The 21,425-nt window shown below is 68.4% G+C and carries 22 protein-coding genes; 7 read left to right on the top strand and 15 right to left on the bottom strand.

The features are described 5' to 3' along the window. Positions 1-59: 59 nt before the first annotated feature. Together ACSZL9_RS18980 and ACSZL9_RS18975 are read left to right on the top strand one after the other, a co-directional pair. The gene (locus ACSZL9_RS18980; RefSeq protein WP_446667094.1) at positions 60-830 is read left to right on the top strand and encodes a GNAT family N-acetyltransferase; all 771 of its coding nucleotides are present in this window, start codon (positions 60-62) and stop codon (positions 828-830) included. 21 nt (positions 831-851) lie between these two features. Beyond that, a complete protein-coding gene (locus tag ACSZL9_RS18975; RefSeq protein ID WP_446667093.1) occupies positions 852-1,688 on the top strand; it encodes a thioesterase family protein in 837 nt (278 codons plus the stop codon). Between the two features lie 186 nt (positions 1,689-1,874). On the opposite strand, the gene aspS is transcribed toward ACSZL9_RS18975, so the two are convergent. After that, on the bottom strand, positions 1,875-3,671 hold the full coding sequence (gene aspS, locus ACSZL9_RS18970) for an aspartate--tRNA ligase (protein ID WP_446667092.1): 1,797 nt from the start codon (positions 3,669-3,671) through the stop codon (positions 1,875-1,877). A 423-nt stretch (positions 3,672-4,094) separates the two neighbouring features. On the opposite strand from aspS, the gene ACSZL9_RS18965 reads away from it, so the two are divergent. Next, entirely contained in the window at positions 4,095-4,799 is a 705-nt protein-coding gene (locus ACSZL9_RS18965) for a phosphotransferase (protein WP_446667091.1), read from the top strand. Between the two features lie 25 nt (positions 4,800-4,824). Here the strand turns inward: ACSZL9_RS18965 and ACSZL9_RS18960 are convergent, their stop codons facing one another. After that, the gene (locus ACSZL9_RS18960; protein ID WP_446667090.1) at positions 4,825-5,376 is read right to left on the bottom strand and encodes a hypothetical protein; all 552 of its coding nucleotides are present in this window, start codon (positions 5,374-5,376) and stop codon (positions 4,825-4,827) included. Then, on the bottom strand, positions 5,376-5,747 hold the full coding sequence (locus ACSZL9_RS18955) for a YchJ family protein (protein ID WP_446667089.1): 372 nt from the start codon (positions 5,745-5,747) through the stop codon (positions 5,376-5,378). Before ACSZL9_RS18955 ends, ACSZL9_RS18960 begins: the two co-directional genes overlap by 1 nt. Positions 5,748-5,805: 58 nt before the next feature. Between ACSZL9_RS18955 and argG the strand changes: the two genes are divergently transcribed. Both argG and ACSZL9_RS18945 read left to right on the top strand, forming a co-directional pair. Further along, entirely contained in the window at positions 5,806-7,224 is a 1,419-nt protein-coding gene (gene argG / locus ACSZL9_RS18950) for an argininosuccinate synthase (RefSeq protein ID WP_446667088.1), read from the top strand. Positions 7,225-7,227: 3 nt separating this feature from the next. Continuing rightward, on the top strand, positions 7,228-8,115 hold the full coding sequence (locus ACSZL9_RS18945) for a patatin-like phospholipase family protein (RefSeq protein WP_446667087.1): 888 nt from the start codon (positions 7,228-7,230) through the stop codon (positions 8,113-8,115). A gap of 123 nt (positions 8,116-8,238) precedes the next feature. Here ACSZL9_RS18945 and ACSZL9_RS18940 read toward each other — a convergent pair whose 3' ends face one another. From ACSZL9_RS18940 to ACSZL9_RS18925, 4 genes are read right to left on the bottom strand one after another with little or no spacing between them, the layout of a single operon-like run. Continuing rightward, positions 8,239-8,805 (bottom strand): chloramphenicol phosphotransferase CPT family protein, encoded by a 567-nt coding sequence (locus ACSZL9_RS18940; protein ID WP_446667086.1) that lies wholly within the window; start codon positions 8,803-8,805, stop codon positions 8,239-8,241. Between the two features lie 9 nt (positions 8,806-8,814). Further along, complete coding sequence (locus ACSZL9_RS18935; RefSeq protein ID WP_446667085.1) at positions 8,815-9,999, bottom strand: aminotransferase class I/II-fold pyridoxal phosphate-dependent enzyme; 1,185 nt, start codon at positions 9,997-9,999, stop codon at positions 8,815-8,817. Then, positions 9,972-10,631 (bottom strand): NUDIX domain-containing protein, encoded by a 660-nt coding sequence (locus tag ACSZL9_RS18930; RefSeq protein WP_446667084.1) that lies wholly within the window; start codon positions 10,629-10,631, stop codon positions 9,972-9,974. The genes ACSZL9_RS18935 and ACSZL9_RS18930 overlap by 28 nt, the downstream gene beginning before the upstream one ends. Positions 10,632-10,649: 18 nt before the next feature. After that, positions 10,650-12,332, bottom strand: a complete 1,683-nt coding sequence (locus ACSZL9_RS18925; protein WP_446667083.1) for a CTP synthase — start codon at positions 12,330-12,332, stop codon at positions 10,650-10,652. Positions 12,333-12,498: 166 nt separating this feature from the next. Between ACSZL9_RS18925 and ACSZL9_RS18920 the strand changes: the two genes are divergently transcribed. Together ACSZL9_RS18920 and ACSZL9_RS18915 are read left to right on the top strand one after the other, a co-directional pair. Further along, positions 12,499-12,720 carry a helix-turn-helix domain-containing protein gene (locus ACSZL9_RS18920; protein ID WP_446667082.1) on the top strand — a complete coding sequence of 74 codons (222 nt, stop codon included), beginning with the start codon at positions 12,499-12,501 and terminating at the stop codon, positions 12,718-12,720. Between the two features lie 10 nt (positions 12,721-12,730). Continuing rightward, on the top strand, positions 12,731-13,195 hold the full coding sequence (locus ACSZL9_RS18915; RefSeq protein ID WP_446667081.1) for a VOC family protein: 465 nt from the start codon (positions 12,731-12,733) through the stop codon (positions 13,193-13,195). Positions 13,196-13,256: 61 nt separating this feature from the next. On the opposite strand, the gene recN is transcribed toward ACSZL9_RS18915, so the two are convergent. The 8 genes from recN to ACSZL9_RS18875 form a co-directional block, all read right to left on the bottom strand. Next, positions 13,257-14,957, bottom strand: a complete 1,701-nt coding sequence (recN, locus tag ACSZL9_RS18910) for a DNA repair protein RecN (protein WP_446667080.1) — start codon at positions 14,955-14,957, stop codon at positions 13,257-13,259. A gap of 99 nt (positions 14,958-15,056) precedes the next feature. Further along, positions 15,057-15,959, bottom strand: a complete 903-nt coding sequence (locus tag ACSZL9_RS18905) for an NAD kinase (RefSeq protein ID WP_446667079.1) — start codon at positions 15,957-15,959, stop codon at positions 15,057-15,059. Further along, entirely contained in the window at positions 15,956-16,759 is an 804-nt protein-coding gene (locus ACSZL9_RS18900) for a TlyA family RNA methyltransferase (protein ID WP_446667078.1), read from the bottom strand. The genes ACSZL9_RS18905 and ACSZL9_RS18900 overlap by 4 nt, the downstream gene beginning before the upstream one ends. Before the next feature lie 3 nt (positions 16,760-16,762). Beyond that, positions 16,763-17,125: a hypothetical protein gene (locus ACSZL9_RS18895; protein ID WP_446667077.1), complete on the bottom strand. Its 363-nt coding sequence runs from the start codon at positions 17,123-17,125 to the stop codon at positions 16,763-16,765. Between the two features lie 8 nt (positions 17,126-17,133). Then, positions 17,134-17,736: a hypothetical protein gene (locus ACSZL9_RS18890; RefSeq protein WP_446667076.1), complete on the bottom strand. Its 603-nt coding sequence runs from the start codon at positions 17,734-17,736 to the stop codon at positions 17,134-17,136. Between the two features lie 81 nt (positions 17,737-17,817). Beyond that, positions 17,818-18,939, bottom strand: a complete 1,122-nt coding sequence (locus ACSZL9_RS18885; protein ID WP_446667075.1) for an HAD-IIA family hydrolase — start codon at positions 18,937-18,939, stop codon at positions 17,818-17,820. A gap of 43 nt (positions 18,940-18,982) precedes the next feature. Then, on the bottom strand, positions 18,983-19,396 hold the full coding sequence (locus ACSZL9_RS18880; protein WP_446667074.1) for a single-stranded DNA-binding protein: 414 nt from the start codon (positions 19,394-19,396) through the stop codon (positions 18,983-18,985). Positions 19,397-19,557: 161 nt separating this feature from the next. Next, positions 19,558-20,499 carry a tetratricopeptide repeat protein gene (locus tag ACSZL9_RS18875; RefSeq protein ID WP_446667073.1) on the bottom strand — a complete coding sequence of 314 codons (942 nt, stop codon included), beginning with the start codon at positions 20,497-20,499 and terminating at the stop codon, positions 19,558-19,560. Between the last annotated feature and the right edge of the window lie 926 nt (positions 20,500-21,425).

The following is a 21,425-nucleotide window of genomic DNA, read 5'->3' as shown; positions in this document are numbered from 1 at the left end:
CTCGCTTGCCGTTGCAGGGAGCTTGCGACTCGCAACGGCAAGCGAGAACATGCCTCACTGTGGCCGACACGATGATTCGCCGCCTCCCCGGCGACGAGCTGCACGAGCTCTTTGCGCACGACCCGTTCATCCGCTGGGACATCGCCCGCCCGCACACTTCGCAGATCTGGGTCGTCGGCGACGCGGTCGCCCTGCAGCGGCACTCGCACTCGCGGCGCATCCACGGCATCTCGTTGTTGGGTCGCGACGACGTCCCGGAGTTGCTGGATGTCGTGCTCGCCGATCTGCCACCGGAGATCAACGGCTTGTCGGTCGAGCGGCAGTTCCTGCCCCTGCTGGAGGAGCGGCTCGGTCCGCGCCTCGCAGGTGGCGGTGACTGGGACTGGATGTGGACCGAGCAGGCGCCCGAGCCGGTGCCGGCGCAGGACCGGCTCGTCATACTCGACGACACGCGGGACGCTGCGGAGATCAGCGCGCTGAACCAGATCGGCAACCCGACCGCCGAGTCCGAGCCGGGCACAGGGCGCACGCAGCTGTGGCTGGGCGCGCGGGAGCACGGCCGGCTGATCGCGGCGGGCGCGATGCATCTGACACCGGGTGGCGCACCGCACCTCGCAGGCATCGTCGTCGACCCGCAGGCTCGTGGCCGCGGCCTCGGCACGGCAGTGACCGCGGGACTGGCTCGCCACGCGATCGAGCGCCACGGCGTCTGCACCCTCGGGATGTATGCCGACAACGACCGCGCCCGGGACATCTACGAACGCATCGGCTTCCGCGTCGCGCGGGCGTGGGCCAGCCGGCGGATGACGCCCACTGATACCGCGCGGTAACCCTCGGCGATGATGTGACGCATGAGCGAACTCGGCGACGCACTACATCTGCAGCAATCCGGCACCGGCTGGACCGGCGAACTGAGTGACGACTGGGCCATCGGTGAGGCCATCAACGGTGGTCTGCTGATGACGCTGGCAACGACCGCAACGTCGCGAGCCAGCGAGAGCGTCGGAGGACATCTCGATCCGCTCAGCTTCTCCGGGGTGTTCCTGTCCCCCGGCAGTGCCGGACCGGTGCGGATCGAGCCGCGCATCCTGCGGTCGGGCCGATCGATGACGACGGCCGAGGTCGTCGTGTCACAACAGGTCGGCGGATCGGACGTCGAGCGCTTCCGGGCGCTCGTCACCCTCGGCGATCTCGACCGGTATGCCGAGCCGGTGTTGAAAACCGTTGCAGCACCGGACATTCCGCCGCCGGACAAGTGCCTGGCTGCGACTGACGCGCCACCGTCGACACTGACCAAGTCAGGGTTCCTCAAGCGCTTCGACGCGCGGATGGACCCGGCGACCATCGGCTGGGCGCTGGGCGAGCCGAGCGGTCAGGGCGAGATGCGCGGCTGGCTGCGGCTGGCCGACGACGCACCGATCGATGCAGCCGCGCTCCTGCTGGTGCTCGACGCATTCCCGCCGGTGTCGTTCGACCTGGGATCGGTCGGCTGGGTGCCAACAGTGGAGTTCACCGGTTATGTGCGTGGCATACCTGCGCCGGGGTGGCTGCAGCTGCGGTTGCACACCGAGCACGTCGCCGGTGGCCTGCTCAACGAGGACTGCGAGGTGTGGGACTCCACCGGGCGCCTCGTCGCGCACTCCAGGCAACTTGCCTCCGCCCGCTTCGCTCCCACGTCGGTCGAGTAGCAAGCCACGTCGGTCGAGTAGCGGCTGGAGGAGCGCAGCGGGGGAAGCCGCGTATCGAGACCACGCCACGTCGCCATGCACTTGATCTCGATACACCTCCCCCGCTCCGGCACCCCACGAAGTTTCTCCCCCGCTTCGCTCCTCCGAATACTTCGCAGGGACCCCGCCCGCTCCCCCGGCACTCGATCAGCGTGCTTCGGCGGGCTTGGCTTCCTTCTTCTCCGGCTTGGCGTCGACGCCGGCTTCCTTGCGCTGCGCCGCGGTGATCGGCGCCGGCGCAGCGGTCAGCGGGTCGTAGCCACCACCGGACTTCGGGAACGCAATGACCTCGCGGATCGAGTCGGTGCCGGCGAGCAACGCGCAGACGCGGTCCCAGCCGAAGGCGATGCCGCCGTGCGGCGGGGCGCCGAACGCGAACGCGTCCAGCAGGAAGCCGAACTTCTCCTGCGCCTCCTCCTCGGACAGGCCCATCACCTGGAACACCCGCTCCTGAATGTCCTTGCGGTGAATACGGATCGAGCCGCCGCCGATCTCGTTGCCGTTGCAGACCATGTCGTAGGCATACGCGAGCGCCGAGCCGGGGTCGGTGTCGAACGTGTCGACATACTCCTTCTTCGGCATGGTGAACGCGTGGTGCACCGCGGTCCACGCACCCGAACCCACGGCGACGTCGCCCGACGCCACGGCGTCGGAGGACGGCTCGAAGAGCGGCGCGTCGAGCACCCACAGGAACGACCACTTCGACTCGTCGATCAGCTCGCAGCGGCGACCGATCTCCAACCGGGCCGCACCCAACAGCGCACGCGACGACGTCGCGTCACCCGCACCGAAGAAGATGCAGTCACCCGGCTTGGCGCCGACATGCCCTGGCAATGCTGCAATCTCGGCCTCGGTCAGGTTCTTGGCGACCGGGCCGGACAGGGTGCCGTCCTCCTTCACCAGGATGTAGGCGAGGCCCTTGGCGCCGCGCTGCTTGGCCCACTCCTGCCAGGCGTCGAGCTGCCGGCGGGGCTGCGAGGCACCACCCGGCATGACGACGGCACCGACATACGGAGCCTGGAAGACCCGGAACGTCGTGTCCTTGAAAAGCTCTGTGCACTCGACGAGTTCGAGGTCGAAGCGCAGGTCCGGCTTGTCCGAGCCGTACTTCGCCATCGCGTCGGCATACGTCATCTGCGGGAACGGCGTGGGGATGTCGACGCCGATGACCTTCCAGAGCGCCTTGGCGATCGCCTCGCCGAGCTCGATGATGTCGGACTGCTCGACGAAGCTCATCTCGATGTCGAGCTGGGTGAACTCCGGCTGCCGGTCGGCACGGAAGTCCTCGTCGCGGTAACACCGCGCGATCTGGTAGTAGCGCTCCATGCCTGCGACCATCAGCAGCTGCTTGAACAGCTGCGGGCTCTGCGGCAGGGCGTACCAGCTGCCCGGCGCCAGGCGCGCCGGCACCAGGAAGTCGCGAGCGCCCTCCGGCGTGGAGCGAGTCAGCGTCGGAGTCTCGATCTCGACGAAGTCGCGCTCGGCGAGCACGCTGCGCGCGGCGGCATTCACCTTGGAACGCAACCGGATTGCGCCACCCTGCGCCGGGCGACGCAGGTCGAGGTAGCGGTGCTTGAGGCGGGCTTCCTCACCGACGTTGATGCGCTCGTCGATCTGGAACGGCAGCGGCGCGGACTCGCTGAGCACCTCGATCGACTCGGCGACGACGTCGATCTCACCGGTCGGCAGGTCGGCGTTGACGTCCTTCGGGTCGCGGGGCTGCACGGTGCCGGTGACCGCAACGCAGTATTCGTTGCGCAGGCCGTGCGCGGCGCCGGTCAGCACCTCGTCGCGTGCCACCACCTGGACGACGCCGCTGGCGTCGCGCAGGTCCAGGAAGGCCACGCCGCCGTGGTCGCGGCGGCGGCCGACCCAGCCGGCAAGTGTCACGGTCTGGCCGGAGTCGGCAGCACGCAGCGTGCCGGCGTCATGAGTTCGAAGCATGATTGCGGTTCCTTTCGGGGTTGGTTCCCGTCAAGGTCGCGATGTGGGCCACCTTGCCGAGAAGGCAGCCCTGGAGGTGTGGGCGGGGGCCAGATCGCGGTGCCACCACACCTTCGCCGAGGAGACCTCGGCCTCTCGTCGGTGTCGCCGAACGCGCGTCCCCTGGCCGACTTCCGATGTATGGCGGTCCTGCCGTCATACCTGCGAGGTGTCCGGTGGGTCGTCACTCCACCACCAAGGGCGACATCATCGTATGACGCCCTGCGCCATACGCGGAAATCAATAAGCGCAGCGCCACGATCAACCCGGTCGGCGTCGACCGCCCTGCCGCCACGGCGGCGTGTCGTGCGTAGCCGAGGAGTTTCTGCTTCGCGTGCCGGTCGACCCGCCCACATCCCGCCCGGGCCGACCTAGGCTGTGCGCATGACGGCCTGCGACCACCCCGGGGCGCTGCTCGCGACCGGTGCGACCGCGCTGGTCTACGAGCTCGACGATCGGCGGGTGCTGCGCCGCTACAAGGACGCTGATCTGTCCGCGGTGCCGGTTGCGACCTCGACCGAAATCGCCTGGGCCGCAGGGGTTCCGACGCCGCGGGTGCTTTCGGCGCACGGGCCCGACCTCGTGCTGGAGCGCGTCGATGGCCCCACGATGCTCGCCGAGATGACCGCCGGGCAGCTGGCGATGGATGAAGCGATGCAGATCCTTGCGCGGCTGCACCGTCGGACGCACCAGGTGACCGCGATGCCGCAGGAGCAGGAGTTGCCGCGCCTGCCCGGCGGTGACCGCCTCCTGCACCTGGACCTGCATCCCAACAATGTGCTGATGGCGCCTGACGGGCCGCAACTGATCGATTGGGAGAACGCTTCCTGGGGCCCGCCCGGGCTCGACGTCGCGGTCACCGCGGTGATCCTGGCCTGTTACGCGCTGGCCTATCGGACCGAGGACGATGCCCTGGACGCGACCGACCTGCTGGACGCGTTCCTGCCCATTGCCGAACCCCTCACGCACCTCCCGGAGGCGGTGGCTTTCCGCCGCGGTCGGGTCGACTTCATGCCGGCAGCCGAGGCTGCCCAGTTGGACAATGCCGCAGGGCTGGTGCGCTATCTCGCCGACCGCGCGCCCCAGTGATCACTCGTCACCGCTTGTCTCACCCCTAGTTCGGCTCGATCGCGGCGAACAACTCGTCGGCCCGCAGCTCATAGTCGATGACGATCTCGAGCAGGCTCATCACCACTTCGCACAGCTGCTCGCCCTGGAGCTCCTGCATCTCCCGGATGGTCGCGACCTGCTGCCCGCGGATCAGGTCACGCAGCTGTCGTTCCTCAGCCTTCGTCGCGCCGAGGTCCTCGCGCACCACTGTCAGGACATGCCGGAAATCTGCTGTTGCCAATGCATTCCAGGTCGGACGCGGGTCGTGTAGGACGTCGGCAGCAGCATCGAGCCACAGCTCGTTGCCGAGCTCGTGCACGTCGAGCACCGCGTTGACCGCGTGCATGTGGGCGGCCAGCGTCAGGGGCGACGCGGCATCGTGGTCGTCATACGGGAGACGCTCAGCCTTGCGAACACAGCCGAGCGCCCTGTCGGCCTGCCCGCCGCTGAGGGCGCGGACCGCCTTGTCGAGCAGGTTGGTCGCCGCCTCGTACATTGCGCGGCTCTGACTCTCGCTGCCGTCCGAGCCCCTCGGTATGCCGAAGGCGTCCGTCATCAGGACTCCTCGTCCAGATAGAACCAGCGCCCGCCGCGCTTCGCGAACCGGCTGCTCTCACGCAGCTCACCGCCGCTGTATGACGCAACGAACGACACCATGCCGGTTTCGTCATCCGGACCACCGTCGCGAACTTCCAGTATTTGCAAGCCTGTCCAGCGAGTCGCCGGGTCGATGGCGACCTCCGCCGGACGAGTCTTCGGGTGCCAGGTCCGCCACAGGTGCTCACGGTTGCCGTAGAAATATGCGGTGTAACGCGACCGCATCAGCTCCTCCGCGGTCGACGCGAGCCGTTCTGTGGCCAGCAGCGGACCACAGCAGTCGTCGAACGACGAGCCGGAGCCGCAGGGGCAGGGATCCTCGGTGCGCACCGTCCATACGGTAGACCGATCCACCGCGCGGAGGGCGCAGCCCCTAGGCTGGTGAGCCGTGTCGAAAGTGTTGAACTCCATCCCCGTCGGCGAGCGCGTCGGCATCGCTTTCTCCGGTGGCCTGGACACCTCGGTGGCCGTGGCCTGGATGCGTGAGAAGGGCGCGGTCCCGTGCACCTACACCGCGGATCTGGGTCAGTATGACGAGCCGGACATCGACTCGGTGCCCGGTCGCGCCGGCCAGTACGGCGCCGAGCTATCCCGCCTGGTCGACTGCAAGCGGCAGCTGGTCGAGGAGGGCCTGGCCGCCATCGCCTGCGGCGCCTTCCACATCCGCTCCGGCGGCCGCGTCTACTTCAACACCACGCCGCTCGGTCGTGCGGTCACCGGCACCCTGCTGGTCCGTGCGATGCAGGAGGACAACGTCTCCATCTGGGGCGACGGCTCGACATACAAGGGCAACGACATCGAGCGGTTCTACCGCTACGGGTTGCTCGCCAACCCCGGCCTGCGCATCTACAAGCCGTGGCTCGACGCGCAGTTCGTCGACGAGCTCGGCGGGCGTCACGAGATGTCCGAGTGGCTGACGGCACGCGACCTGCCCTACCGCGACTCGACGGAGAAGGCCTACTCCACCGACGCCAACATCCTCGGCGCCACGCACGAGGCCAAGACCCTCGAGCACCTCGACAGCTCGCTGGAGATCGTCGAGCCGATCATGGGCGTTGCCTTCTGGGACCCCGAGGTCGAGATCGAAACCGAAGACGTGACAGTGCGTTTCGAGCGCGGTCGGCCGGTGTCGATCAACGGTCAGACCTTCGATGATGTCGTCGATCTCTTCAAGCTGGCCAACGAGGTCGGCGGCCGGCACGGCCTGGGCATGTCGGACCAGATCGAGAACCGCATCATCGAAGCGAAGTCGCGCGGCATCTACGAAGCGCCTGGGCTCGCGTTGCTCTTCGCGGCATACGAGCGGCTGGTCAACGCCATACACAACGAGGACACCGTCGCGCAGTACCACAACGAGGGCCGGCGACTGGGTCGCCTTCTCTACGAAGGCCGTTGGTTCGATCCGCAGTCGCTGATGATCCGCGAGGGTCTGCTGCGTTGGGTCGCCTCAGCGGTCACCGGCGAGGTCGTGCTGCGGCTGCGTCGCGGCGAGGACTACTCGATCATCGACACCCGCGGCGAGGGCTTCAGCTACCACCCCGACAAGCTGTCGATGGAGCGCACCGAGGACGCGGCGTTCGGCCCGACCGACCGCATCGGACAGCTCACGATGCGCAACCTGGACATCGCCGACACCCGCTCCAAGCTCGAGCTGTATGCCGGACTCGGTGCGCTCCCCGAGCGCGACACCGAGCTGGTCGGCGAGCTGAAATCCGGTGGTGCCGCAGCAATTTCGGCCAACCCGTTCGTCGACGCCGACGAGGACAAGGCGCTCGACCGTGCCTCGTTCGACTTCGGTGCCGACTGATCGGTGACCGCAGAGCCAATCGCCGCTGACACCGCCCTCGTCATCGAGGGCGGTGCCATGCGTGGCGCGCACTCCGCCGGCCTGGTCGTCGCGCTGATCGAGGCCGGCATCCGGCTGCCGTGGGTCGTCGGCATCTCCGCCGGTGCGACGAACGCATCCAACTTCGTCACCCGCGATGTATGGCGCGCGCATGCCTCCTTCACGACCTTCGCGCAGGAGCGTGAGTTCGGCGGGTGGCGCACGTTCGTCCGGGGCAAGGGCATCTTCAACGCGGACTTCATCTACCAGCAGTCCGGTCTGCCGGACAACGTGCTCCCGTTCGACTGGCGGGCCTATGTCGACTCACCGATGGAGTGGAAGATCGGCGCGTTCGACGCGTCGACCGGTGAGACGGTCTACTGGGGCCGCGACGAGATGCGGACACTGGCGGATCTGCTGCCGCGCGTGCAGGCTTCGGCGTCGATGCCGGTCCTGATGCCGCCGGTGAAGCTCGACGGTCATCTGTATGTCGACGGGGCACTCGGCACGTCGGGCAGCATCGCTCTGGACGCCGCGCAGGCCGACGGTTACGAGAAGTTTCTCGTCATACTCACCCAGGAGCGGTCGTACGTGAAGCAGCCGGAGGGCAAGGAGTGGTTCTTCCGCACCTACTACCGGCACTTCCCCGCTGTCGCCGAGGCCATGCGCACTCGCTACGAGCGCTACAACCAGACACGTGAAGAGCTCTTCGAGCTCGAAAAGGCTGGCAAGGCATACGTTTTCGCACCCCAGGTCGAGCCGGTCCGCAACGGCGAACGCCGCCTGCCGGTGCTCGAGGCGATGTACCGCGAGGGTTATGACCAGGCGCAGCGCGAGCTGCCCGCCATACGTGAGTTCCTCGGCCTGTCCTGAGCACCCACTCGGATTGACCGGCATACCAATGGATTGAGCGGCGTACCGAATTCGTGCATTTCGGTACGCCGCTCAATGCGGAGGTATGCCGGTCAATCACGGACGCGTCGAGCTGGCCCGAGCTCACCGAGCCCGCATTCTGTCGAAGGCCGTTCTGGCCGGCCAGGAATCGACCAGCGCAGCAACCCGGACAGCCGCCGCTTCACTGGTCAGCTCGGTCGTGTCCACCCACATATCGCAGTCGCCGTGCGCGAAGACGATCTCGGCCTGCGCGCGAGCAGTGCCGACGACTCGGTCGCCGCGTGCCTGTTCCCGGCGCTCGAGCTCCTCGAGCGAGGCGGTCACATGCACCAGCACCGTCGGTATGCCGTCAAGGACGCGCAACAGATCGGTGATGCGCCACGGCTCGTTCAGCACATGGTCTCCGACCACGTCGTTGCCGGCCGACGCCATACCCGCGAGCATCCGGTGGTAGCCGGCTCGACTGCGGCGGAAGATCTCCTGCCACTGCGGTCCATCCCCCGGCACCTGAGCCATCGCCTCGGGTCGGGACCGGGCCGCGTGCACCAGATCGACCGGCAGGTAGTGCCACGGTGTCGGCTGCATCGCGGCGAAAGCGGTTGCCAGTGAGGACTTCCCGGCGCTGGATGGGCCGTTGAGCAGCACCACTCTCGCAGCCGCCTCGGTCATGCCCGGGTCCTACTCGACCATCGCCACGAGGCGATCGATCGCCTCGTCCAGTGCGTCGGTCGCGCCGCAGAAGCTGAGTCGAATGAAGTGATGCCCGTTCACCGGGTCGAAGTCGATGCCCGGCGCGATGGCGACACCCGTGCGGTCCAGCACGTCGGCGCACCATCGGGTCGTGTCGTCGGTGAGGTGGGACACGTCGCAATAGGCGTAGAACGCGCCGTCCGGCGGCGCGAACGACGAGATCCCCAGCTCCGGCAGACGGCGCAGCAGCAGGTCGCGGTTCACGGCATACCGTTCGACGTGGCGAGTCAGCTCCGCAGTTGCTTCCGGCGAAAACGCAGCAACCGCAGCGTGTTGCGAGACCGCCGGGGCACAGATCGCCAGGTTGGTCTGCAGCACGTCGACCGGTCGACGCAACGACTCCGGCAGGAGGTTCCAGCCCACCCGCCATCCGGTCATTGACCAGAACTTGCTCATCGAGCCCAGCACGACCGCCTCCCGGCTGAAGCGGCGCACCGTCTGTGCAGGGCCGCCGTAGGCGATGCCGTGGTAGATCTCATCGGAGATCAACAGCACGTCGTGGGCGTCGCACCACTGCGCGATCGCCGCCAGCTCGTCGGGTTCGATGATGGTGCCCGTCGGGTTGGCCGGGCTCGCCACGATCACCCCGTCCAGCGGTGCGACGGCGTGCGCACCCGCCAGGTGGTCCACTGTGAGCTGGAAGCGGGTGTTGGGCCCGCAGTCCATCTCAACGGCTTGAATGCCCAACGCCTGCAGCGTGTTTCGGTATGCCGGGTAGCCAGGCCGTGCCATCGCCACGCGTGCTCCGGGGTCGAATGCCGCCAGCAGGATCGTGCTGAATCCACCCGACGACCCCGTGCTGATCAGCACTTCCTCCGGCGCGACGCCCGCGTCGTAGGTCGACCGGTAGTGTGCCGCGATCGTCTCGCGCAGCAACGGAATCCCGTCTCCCTCGGTGTAACCGAGGGACTCTGTCTCCAGGACCGAGTGCACCGCGTCCAGGGCTGCCCGCGGCGCCGGCGTCGACGGTTGTCCCACACACAGCAGGATCATGTCGCCGTGGCTGCGCTGCCGCGCAGCAGCGGCGCGAACGACCTCCATCACGTGGAAGGGTTCGACAGCGCTGCGCTGTGACGGCCCGCGACTCATCGGTATGCCGGATGCTCCGGCCACGGCGTGTCCGCCGCGCGCAACGTCTGCCAATCCCGTTGCCGCCCAACGTGTGCTGCGAGTATGCCGGAGACGGCAATGCCGTTGTGCACTCGCCCGGAAAGCACCGCGTCGACCGCGTCATCCAGGCTGATCCAGCCGGTCGGCATACCGGCTTCCTCGCCCTCGCGGACGAACCCGTGCGCCACCGCGGGGTGCACATCCCGTGCCAGGAAGACACGCAGGTTCTCCGACAGCGCCCCGGGTGAGGTGAACAGGTCGACCAGCACGTGCCAGGTGGTCGCGTCCAGGTCGACCTCCTCCCGCAGCTCACGGGCGGCGGCATCGCGCGGGTCCTCACCCGGCTTGTCGAGCAGGCCGGCAGGCACCTCCCAGTCGAACGCGCCAACCGGGTGGCGGTACTGCTGGATCATCAGCACTTCCTCGGCGCGCGCGTCGCCTCGCATCGGCACCACGGCAACTGCACCGGTATGACGCACGAAGTCCCGTGTCACCTGCGCGCCGCTGTCCAGGCGCACGTCCTCGGACACGACATCCCAGACACGTCCCTCATAGACCGTCGTCGACGACGTCACGGTCTGCGGATCGAGCCGGTCGGCGATCGGCTCCCCCAGGCGGTCATCCACTGAACTCATCGTGTCCTCTCGCGAAAACTACTGTGCCGCAGGTGTTTCGGACTTCGGCCGCTCCACCTCGACAAGGCGGCTGGCGCGCTGCTGGTCGATCGCCGCACCGATCAGTCCGGCGAAGAGCGGGTGCGCCCGGTTGGGCCGGGACAGGAACTCCGGGTGCGCCTGGGTGGAGACGTAGTAGGGGTGCACGTCACGCGGCAGCTCGGCGAATTCCACGAGTTGGCCGTCCGGTGACAGACCGCTGAAGGTCAGGCCGGCCTTCTCCAGCTGGGCGCGGTAGGCGTTGTTGACTTCGTAACGGTGCCGGTGTCGTTCGGACACCTCCGTCGCGCCGTAGGCCTCCGCGACGACGCTGCCCTCGGCCAGTCGCGCCGGGTAGGCGCCCAGTCGCATCGTGCCGCCGAGGTCGCCCGCGCCCTCGACATACGCCTTCTGCTCCTCCATCGTGGCGATGACGGGCGCGGCGGTGTCGGGGTCGAACTCGCTCGACGACGCGCCGTCGATGCCGGCGACGTTGCGGGCGTATTCGATGACCATGCACTGCAGTCCGAGGCAGATGCCGAGGGTCGGCACCTGGTGCTCACGGGCCCACTGCAAGGCACCGAGCTTGCCCTCGATGCCACGGACACCGAACCCTCCGGGCACCAACACGGCGTCGACCCCACCGAGCGCCTTGGCCGCACCGGCAGGGGTGGCGCAGTCGTCGCTGGCCACCCAGCGGATGACGACCTTCGCGTCGTGGTGGAAACCGCCGGAGCGCATCGCTTCGGTCACCGACAGGTAGGCGTCGGGCAGGTCGATGTATTTGCCGACCAGTGCGACCTCGACGCGGTGCTCGGGCTCGTGCACCCGCTCCAGCAACCGGTCCCAGTCGTGCCAGTCGACGTCCCGGAAGGGCAACCCGAGCCGGCGGACGACATACGCGTCGATGCCCTCGGTGTGCAGCACCTTCGGGATGTCGTAGATGCTCGGTGCGTCGACGCACGCGGCGACGGCTTCCTGGTCGACGTCGCACATGCGGGCGATCTTGTCCTTGATGCCGTCGGGCAGCTCGCGGTCGGCCCGCAGCACCAGCGCGTCCGGTTGGATGCCGACCTGCCGCAGCGCGGCCACCGAGTGCTGGGTGGGCTTGGTCTTCAGCTCACCGCTGGGTGCGAGGTAGGGCACCAGCGAGACGTGCAGGAAGAAGACGCTGTCACGGCCGACGTCCTGGCGCACCTGACGCGCGGCCTCGAGGAACGGCAGCGACTCGATGTCGCCCACGGTGCCGCCGATCTCGGTGATGATCATGTCGACGTCGGGCGCCGCCTGGGCGCGCATCTGCGCCTTGATCTCGTTGGTGATGTGCGGGATGACCTGCACCGTGTCGCCGAGGTATTCGCCGCGGCGCTCCTTGGCGATGACCTCGCTGTAGACCTTGCCGGTCGTGACATTGGCGTCACCGGCCAGGTTGACGTCCAGGAAGCGCTCGTAGTGCCCGATGTCCAGGTCGGTCTCGGCGCCGTCCTCGGTGACGAAGACCTCGCCGTGCTGGAAGGGATTCATCGTGCCGGGATCCACATTGATGTAGGGATCCAGCTTCTGCATCGTCACCCGCAGGCCGCGAGCGCGGAGTAGATGTCCGAGGCTCGAGGCCGTCAGCCCCTTGCCGAGCGAAGAGGCAACGCCTCCGGTCACGAAGATATGTTTCGTCTGCTCCACCACGGGCTCTCAGTCTACGGCACGCGCGCCGGTCCTCCGACCACGCGTGCATCCATCACACCGGATTGCTTCGACACAGCACTCGAATCCGACGTTTTCACAGTCTTTTCCGCATGTATGACGCCGCCGCGCCAGCATCCGTCGGCGTGTTGCGTCATGCTGGATGCCCATGAACCTCACCGTGACGGAGGTCTGCCACGCCGTCGGCTTCAGCAGCCTCGGCTCGTTCAGTGCACGCTTCCGCGAGATCGTCGGGGAGACCCCGACTGCCTTCGCACAGCGCTACGCCGAGCAGGGCGCGCCGCGCATTCCGGGGTGCTTCGTGTTCATGTGGGGGTTGGCCGAAACCTCCGCAAGCGGGGAGAAGCCATCCACCCAGGACCGCTCCTAGCGTTGCGGGCATGGCAATCACCGAAACATCATTGGTCAGCGTCTGGGTCAAGGACCAGGACGAATCACTCGCTTTCTACACCGACACGCTCGGTTTCGAGACGGGCGACGACATCCGGCTTGCGGAGGATTTCCGCTGGCTGACGGTGCGTCATCCCAATCAGCCGGAGCTGCACCTGCACCTGACGACAGCGGGCCCGCCGCTGCAGGACGACCTCGTCGACGCCATCAATCGAGCACTGGACTCCGGCGCCATGCCGGGCATCGGTGTCACCGTCGACGACTGCCGCAAGACCTACGAAGAACTCAGCGCCAAGGGCGTGACGTTCCTGCAGGAGCCGGCCGAGCGCCCCTACGGCGTCGAAGCACTGATGCGCGACAACTCCGGCAACTGGATCGTGCTGGTCGAGCACCGGGACTACGACCCGGAGGCGATGACCGTCGGAGCCGACGGCAAGCCCACGACGACCGAGTAGCACGCTCGAGCAGCGTGGCTGAGCCGACCAGCCCGACCACCGGGTGGTCGGGCTGGTCGGTTCAGTCCTCCTGCCGCGCCCGCTCGGCCCCGTCCAGCAACTCCTGGGCGTGCTGCCGGGCGGCGGCGCTGTCACTCACGCCGCCGAGCATGCGCGCCAGCTCCGTGAGCCGATCCGCACCCTCGACCACGGTCACGCCGCTGGCCGTGATGTGGCCGTCGCTGGACTTGTGCACCACCAGCTGCCGATCGGCGTATGCCGCCACCTGCGCCAGGTGCGTGACAACGATGACCTGAGCGTGCCGGGCGAGCCGGGCCAGACGAGCGCCGATGTCGAGCGCGGCTGAGCCACCGACACCGGCGTCGACCTCGTCGAAGACGAAGGTGGGCACGGTGCCCGTCGCGGTCACGACCTCCAGCGCCAGCATCACCCGCGAGAGCTCACCCCCGGAGGCCGCCTTCGCGACACTGCGCGGGGTCGCTCCGGCGTTCGCGGCCAGCAGGATCTCGACCTCGTCGACACCGTGCGGTGTGCGGTGCGCGGGATCGCTGGTCACCTGCACGGTCAGCTTGGCCGAGCCCATGGCCAGGTGCGCCAGCTCCCCGGTCACCGCCTTCTGCAGTTTCTTCGCAGCACCGGCACGGGCTTTGGTGAGTTTCTGCGCGGCCGTGTCCAAGCGTGGCTCGAGCTCAGCGAGCGCGGCCCGCAGCGTCTCGATCCGGTCGTCGGAGCCGGCCAGTTCCGCGGCCTCCGCTGCAGCGCCCTTGCTCCACACCAGCACGTCGTCGATGCTGTCGCCATACTTGCGCAGCAGGGCGGTCAGCTCGGCCCGGCGCTGTTGCACCTGCTCGAGCCGCGCGGGGTCGATCTCCAGGTCCGCGAGGTATGACGCGAGGTCGCCGGCGATGTCCGCGGCAAGCACACCGAGCTCGCGCAACCGGCCATCCAGCCCGGCCAGTTCGGAGTCGTGGTCGACGAGTCCGGCGAGTGCCTGACGGGCGCGCGCAACCAGGTCGATGACGTGCGGCTGGTCGTCGTTCTCCTCGTCACCGGCCAGCAGATCGTGCGCCGCGCCGGCTCCTTCGCGAAGCCCGTCGGCGTGGGTCAGCCGCTCGGACTCCGCGGCCAGCTCGACGTCCTCACCAGGGGTCGGGTCGACCCGCTCGATGTCTTCCAGCGCAGCGGTGAGCAGGTCCAGTCGCTGCGCCCGCTCACGACCGCGCTCGGTCAGGTCGGCCAGCTCACGGCGGGTGTCCTGCCAGTCCTGGTGCAGGGTGCGGTAGGCCGTCAGTGCCGTGGCGACAGGCTTCCCGCCGAAGTCGTCGAGCATGATGCGGTGTTGCTCGGGGCGTTGCAGTCGCCATTGGTCGGCCTGGCCGTGCACCGCGACGAGGGACTCGCCGAGTTCGCTGAGCACACCCACCGGCGTGCTGCGGCCACCGACGTGGGCACGGGAGCGGCCTTGCCCGGACACGGTGCGCGCGAGGATCAGCTCCTCGTCCACCTCGGCGCCGGCTTCCTTCGCACGAAGCACGGCCGGGTGGTCCCCCGCAAGCCCCACGATGCCTTCGACGAACGCCTTGTCCGCACCGCCCCGCACGAGACCGGCGTCGCTGCGGCCACCGAGCAGGAGGCCGAGACCTTGCACGACCATCGTCTTGCCGGCACCGGTTTCACCGGTGACGACGTTCAGCCCCGGCGACAGGTCGAGGAGTGCGTCGTCGATGACACCCAGGCCCTGGATCCGTAGTTCGCGCAGCACGTCGGCAGCCTAGTTCACCCCACGAAGCTCTCCCCCGCTCCGCTCCTCCGATACTTCGCGGGGACCCCGACACGCTCCTCCGGTACTTCGCGGGGGCTGTCAGTGCTGCGCTCGGCCTGCGCCGCGCCAACCGGAGACGGACAGGTCGAACTTCGCCACCAGCCGGTCGGTGAACGGTGCGTCGGTCAGCCGGGCCAGCCGCACCGGCCGCTCGGAGCGTCGGACCTCGATGCGGGCCCCGCGCGGCACGTCGAACGACCGGCGGCCGTCACACCAGAGCACGGCCTGTGCGTCCGTGGTGTCGCGCAGGTCGATCGCGATGTGCACGTCATGGCTGAGCACGAGCGGCCTGGCGAAGAGTGCGTGCGCCGAGATCGGCACGACCAAGGTCGCCGGCACACCCGGCCAGACGATCGGACCGCCGGCGGAGAAGGCGTATGCCGTCGAGCCGGTCGGCGTCGCCATCACGACACCGTCGCATCCCCACGTCGACAGGGGACGCTCGTCGATCGCCAGGGTGACCTCGAGCATGCGCTCGCGAGCGGCTTTCTCGACCGACGCTTCGTTGAGCGCCCAGTTGGTCCAGAGCGACGTGCCGCCGAGGGACGCCTCGACCTCGAGCGTCTCGCGTTCTTCAACCCGCCAGTCACGATCGATGATCTGCCGGACGGTGTGGTGTATGTCGTCCGGCTCGGCCTCCGCGAGGAAACCGACGTGCCCGAGGTTGATGCCGAGCAGCGGCACGCCGGAGTCGCGGACGACCTCCGCACCGCGCAGGATCGTGCCGTCACCGCCGACGACGATCGCGACCTCGGCTCCGTCCGGTTGCGGCACGTCGTATCCCGTCACGCCGTCAGCGTGCAAGATGCCGAAGGCCTCGAGCTCATCGGTCTGGCCGATGACCTCGATGTCGTTGACGGTCAGCCCGTGCACGAGCTGGGCAGCGACCTCGAGTGCTTCCGGCCGGCCGGGGTGGCCGACCAGGAGAACGCGCCGGGTCATGCGCGTGCTTCTCTGAGTTCGTCGGTCAGTAGCTGCTCCAGCGTCGTGTGCACGTCCACATCACTCATCCTGCCCGTCGGCGTATGCCGCGCCCACAGCAGGTACTCCGTGTTGCCCGTGCCACCTGCGATGGGGCTGGTGGTCAGGCCGAAGACGTGCAGGCCGGCCTCGGGCAGCAGCGTGACGATGTCGCACAGGACCCGGTGCCGTTCGTGCGGGGAGGACACCACGCCGGTGCGCGCCAGCCGCTCCCGGCCGACCTCGAACTGCGGCTTGACCAGCGTGATCAGGTCTCCGGAAGGACCGGTCAGCGCAGCGAGGCGGTCCAGGACCAGCCGCAGCGAGATGAAACTGAGGTCGGCGACGACGATGTCGGCTGCTCCCCCGAGGTCCTCGGGCGATGTGTCGCGGATGTTGGTGCCGGACAGCTCCACCACCCGGGTGTCACTGCGCACCGGCTCGGCGAGCTGCTCGTGGCCGACGTCGAGCGCGACCACCTCGCGGGCGCCGTGGTGCAGCAACACCTGGGTGAAACCTCCGGTCGAGGCGCCGACGTCGATGCACCGGGTGCCGTCGACGGTCACCGGGAACGCCTGCAGTGCGCGCAGCAGCTTGTATGCCGCCCGGCCGACCCACTGGTCGACCTCTCCGGTCACCGCCAGCCCGGTGGCTTCGACAGACGCCGATGGCTTCGCCACCGTGCGACCATCCGCGGTCACCCGACCGGCCGCGATGAGCTCGCGGGCGACCGCCCGCGACCTGGCAAGTCCGCGTTCGACCAGGGCCGCGTCCGCGCGCACGGATCAGCTCGACAGGTCCGACAGACGCTGCTGCAGCTGCCGGTGCACGGAGGTGACGTCGGCCAGGTGTGCGTCCAACAGTGCCGGATCAGGAAGGTCCAGTCCGCTCGCTGTGTCTTGCTCTGCTGTGTCGTCCTCAGCGGCGACCTGTTCTCGGCCATCCAGCCCTGGGCCGCCCAATTCTGCGGCATCCGCCGAATCATGGTGCGCACGAGGGTCCGGCAGCTGCGCCAACGCATGGTCGACCCGCGAGTCACCGGTGCTCGGGAATCGTCCGTCGCTTGCCCCGGGAGCAGGAGCAGGATCGCCCTGCCGGGCATCCGACGGGGTTGCCGGTGGCGCGGTCTGCTCCGGGTTGTCTGTCACGTCGTTCATTATGACGTCCGCGAGGACGTCTTCTTGGCGGCAGTCTTGCTGGTGGACTTGGCGGTGGATTTTGTCGCCGCCTTCTTCGCCGGTGTCGTCTTCTTGACGGTCGTCTTCTTCGCTGCGGTCTTCGCAGGTGCCTTGGTTGCCGCCTTCGTGGCCGAAGTCTTCTTCGCGGCCCGCTTCGCCGTGGTGGTCTTCGTGTTCTTCGTGCCGGCGGACCTCTTGCTCACGGACCTGCTGGTCGAGCCGGACCCGGCCGATGCGGCTGCAGCTGCCCCGTCACCCGCGGCGACCTTCTCCCGAAGCTGGGCAACCTCGCGTTCGAGCGCCTCGATCTTGCGCTGCGCCGAGGACAGGTCGCTGCTGCGCGCGAGTCCCAGCGCCGCCAAGCGGCCGTCGACCTCGGTGCGGACGAGCTCGCTGACCATCGCCTGGTTTGCCGCCGCAGCGTCGATGAGTTCTTCGGCCAGCTGACTCGCGCGTGCCGACGTCTCGCCCACACCCGGCAGCTCCAGCAGCGTGCCCGCAGCCTCCAGCGCCTTCGCGCGCGTCACCTCGCCCGCTCCGCTCAGTAGTTGCAGGGCCGTTCGGACATTGTTGATCGCCATGTCGCTGTCTCCTCCAGAGTCTCGCTGGACAACCACCGGACCGAGCTTGGTGGCGACGTGATCGGCACGCCTCCGGCCAGGCTACTGCTGCGAAGGCAGCGCGGCCACGGCTTCGTCCTCCGTCACCAGTCCTTGATCGAGGGCTCCCCAGAGCACCTTCAGGGCCAACCGCAACTGACCGATCCAGCTGATCTCGTCTGCCGAGTCCGCACTGGATTCGTAGCTGATCCGGGCGGATCCGCCCTCTCCGACGAGAGTCCCGGTCCAGCCGTCCGCCATCCAGCGACCGTCGCCCGCTTGTTCCGGCTCGGCGTAAGGCTCACTCAGCACCCGCAGGTCGACGCCGATGTAGCGCGGTCGCAACTCACGCGGTGCACGCACCAGGTCGGCCGGTCCGTGCACGCCGGTCAGCACGTGCAGGGCATCCATGCCGGCTGCATGGGCGCCCGCGGTGTCGGTCTCCAGACGATCACCGATGCCGAGGGTGGACTCCACCGTGGTCCCGAGTTGTTGCGTGGCCAGCTCGTAGAGGAGCGGCCCGGGTTTGCCCACCACGGTGGGATCGGTCTGCACCGCCAGTCGGACGGCAGCGACCAGCGAGCCGTTGCCGGGAGCCACGCCGCGGTCGGTCGGCAGCGTGAGGTCGTCGTTGGTGGCGACCCACTGCGCACCCGCCTGGATTGCGTATGCCGCCTCGCCGAGCGCAGTTGCGGTGACGTCTGCCCCGTAGCCCTGCAGGACCGCGGCGAGATCTGCCTCCGGCGCGTCCTGTGCACTAACCGGCCGCAGTCCGACCGACTCCAGCGCATCGGCGACACCGGGCCCACCGACGGCCAGCACCGCCGCACCCTCCGGGAGTTGCTCGGCCAGGTGCCGCGCCCCGGCCAATGAGCTGGTCAGCACATCCCGATCCTCGAGTGTCAGCCCGTGACCACGCAGGATGTCCCCGACCACGGCAGGGGGTCGCGAAGCGTTGTTCGTCGCGAAGACGAGACGAGCCCCGTGCTCCCGGGCTGCGGTCAGCTCGGAAACAGCATGTGGAACTGCTGAGGCGCCTCGGTAGACCACGCCGTCCAAGTCGCACACCAGGCCCGGGTATGCCGCCACCAGGGGCTGACGGTCGCTGCGCGATGCGGTCTGGTGCTCTTGCTGCGAGGCTGATCCGTCGCGCGCAGGACCTTGCGTCGAAGAAGTCTGTGCCATGCCACCATCTTGCCCACGGGGCCGACATCCTTGCTCGACAGTCTCACCGTTGTGCCGCTCGCTTGACGACGGACAAGGCTGTTGTCTCCACCTCGTATCGGCTGGACACACCAGTCGGCCCGCGCCAGAACCGACGTCGCAGTGCTCCGGAGACCTCGACAACTTCGGTGCCCGCACAGCTCATGGCCCGACGGCGGGTGCGCGCGGACCAGCAGGCGATGTCGATCGTGTCGACCTTTGGTGAGCGCGTCGAGGATCCGCCGTGCTTCGTCCTGTCCGCGGGTCGGTCGACCACGACGCGCAGCTGGACGACTTCCGCACCGCTCGGCAGGTGCTTGACCACGGGCGGGGCGCTGAGTCGTCCCACCAGGCGCACTTCGTTGATGCTGTCGTGCGGGTGCTCGGAGCTCTGGCCGGCGGCCTTGGTCGGCCGGGCATCTTTGGTCTGCGTGGACATCACGCCTCCTCATGAATGGGAACAGGTGTTCGCATTCATGATCCGATGCCAGACGGTGCACGGCGAGCCTGCTGCCCACGCCTGTGGATGACCGATCGGTCGGACAGGGGATGTGGACATTGCGCGGCGCCAGTGCTCGACACCGCGGCCGGACGGGACAGTCAGGGGGTGTCTCTGGGCGACCCGCCGTTGCTCTCGGTCCCGTCGTTGAATGCCAGCGGGCCGGGAGTGAACCGCTCCTGCCCGGACAGACCGGATGCATCGTCTGACGCAGTGTCTGACGCTCCCGCTGCGTGCTCGGTCTCGGGCACAGCGGCCGGGCCATCATCCGTCGGTGTCGACTCCGTGCCGCCCAGCCCGTTCGACGACGTCTCAACCGACTGAACGCTGTCCGTCCGGCCATCGGGTGTCATTGCACCCTCGTCGACTGCCCCCTGATCGGCTGCAGCCTCACCAGCCGCACCTTGATCGGCGCCGTCGTCCTCGAGGGCGTCGATGAAGACCAGACCGTCCAATTCGGCGATCCGCTCTGCTGCATCGGTCTGCCCGTCGGCGTCGGCGTCGACGGCCTTCGCGAACCACTCGCGTGCTCGGTCCTCAACCCCGCCGGCGAGCAGCGCCTCGGCATACGCGTAGAACAGCCGCGCCGCCCACGGCTGCCGCGTCGCACGCTCCAGTGCAGGAATGCGCAGCACCATTTGTGCTGCTTCCGGCTGCCCGAGGTCGCGTCGGACGCCGGAGACGACGATCGCCAGCTCGATGTTGTCGGACTCGTCCAATGTCCGGGCTTCCGGAGAAACAGCCAGATCCAGGGCACGCTCGTAACGTCCCAACCCACGCTCGCAGTCGACGAGGTAGGGCAGCAGATGGTTCGAGCCCGACAGGCGTTTGGCCGTCCGGAACTCCCGGATGGCATCGGTGAACTCACCCCGGCGGTAGTGCACCAGGCCGAGCGCCTCCCGGACTGCCGCGACGCGGCCGGCCCGCCGAGCAGCGTGCTCCGCGTGTGCCAGCGCCAGGTCGGGGTCCTCCTCCAGGAGGGTTGCCGCAGCCACCAGATGCTTGGCTACGCCTTGCGCGTTCTCCTTGGTGAGGGTCCGCATCTCGCGCCACACCGAGCGGTCCAGCTCCTTGCCCGTGATGTCTTCGGGCAGCGGCGGCTCGACGCGGGTATCGCGTGTGGACCGGTGTGACGGCGACGAGCGGTCCCACGAGCGTGGCCCGCGCTGGCCCTGCGACTGGTCACGCCGAACCGGGCGATCTCCGCGGTCATCACGCCGCGCTTCGCGCCGGCCGTCACGACTTCCCGACGGACGATCGGACGGACGGCCACCCCGCCGCTCATCGCGAAAGCCGCGTCCGCTCCCCGCACCACGCCTCTCGTCGTCGCGCCGACCACGGGCAACGTTCGGACGGTCGCCACTGCGCTGCCACGACCCGGACCGACGGTCGTCGCCGGGCCGTCCTCGATCGTCACCGCTGCGGCCACGAGCACCGGAGCCGGACTCGCCACCGCGCGGACGGTCATCGCGCCTCTTTTGCCCTGGGCGATCGTCACCGGATCGCCTGGCCCTCGGAGCACGCTCCGACCCGCCCGACCGACGGCTGGACTCCGTGGAGGCGCCGTCGCCCGACGGACGACGTTCTGGTCGCCGATCGTCCGGTCGCGATGTCGATCCGTCTCGGCCGACCGGAGTGCTGGACGCGCCGGACTGATCCGAGCCCGATCCGGTCGCGCGTGACCATCGACCCGCGCGGCGCGGATTCCCGCCTGCCTTACGCGGCTCAACATCGTCGTCGTTCGCCACCGGGGCGCACCCACTCTCCAAAGATTCAGCTGCGCACGATCACCGGCTGCCGGCCCGCGCAACAACTCAACCGTACGCCGAGGGTGAGCGCACCGCCCACCACAAAAAGCATCAACAATGGGCAAAGGGCCGGTCACAAACACTTTCCAGTGCTCGTGACCGACCCTCTGCAAAAAATTGTTCGGCGGTGTCCTACTCTCCCACACCCTACCGAGTGCAGT

It is taken from the genome of Flexivirga sp. B27, assembly GCF_052905685.1.
This window is presented reverse-complemented; position numbering and strand designations above follow the sequence as displayed.